This window comes from Streptomyces sp. BE20, assembly GCF_036322525.1.
Taxonomy (GTDB): Bacteria; Actinomycetota; Actinomycetes; order Streptomycetales; family Streptomycetaceae; genus Kitasatospora.
This window is the reverse complement of record NZ_JAQYWW010000897.1, coordinates 1-374: the sequence shown is the minus strand read 5'-3', so window position 1 is coordinate 374 and position 374 is coordinate 1. Positions and strand designations below refer to the sequence as shown.

The 374-nt window shown below is 71.1% G+C and carries 1 protein-coding gene; it reads right to left on the bottom strand.

Annotated elements, in window-relative coordinates; translation table 11 throughout:
- A partial coding sequence (locus PUR61_RS19205) for an acyltransferase domain-containing protein (RefSeq protein ID WP_329880181.1) occupies positions 1-374 on the bottom strand: 374 nt, incomplete at both ends.

Here is a 374-nt window from a genome sequence, read left to right as displayed (position 1 = left end):
GTCGCCTTCGTCGCGGCGCAGGGTGGGGAGGGTGACGGCGGTGTCGAGGGTCTCCTCGATGGTTGGGACCAGGACGGGGTGGGGGCTGGTCTCGACGAAGTGGGTGTGGCCGGTTTCGGGGAGGGTCTGGAGGGCCGGGGCGAGGAGGACGGGGTGGCCCAGGTTGGTGTACCGGTAGGCGGGGTCGGGCGGGGGGGTGACCCAGTAGCCGGAGACGGTGGAGAACATCGGTATGCGCGGTGCCAGCGGGCTGATCCCGGCCAGGACGTCGAGCAGCCGGTCGCGCAGTCGCTCGATGTGCGGGGAGTGCGAGGCGTAGTCAACGGGAATCGCCCGTGCCCGTACGCCGTCGCGTTCGCAGGTGGCGAGCAGTT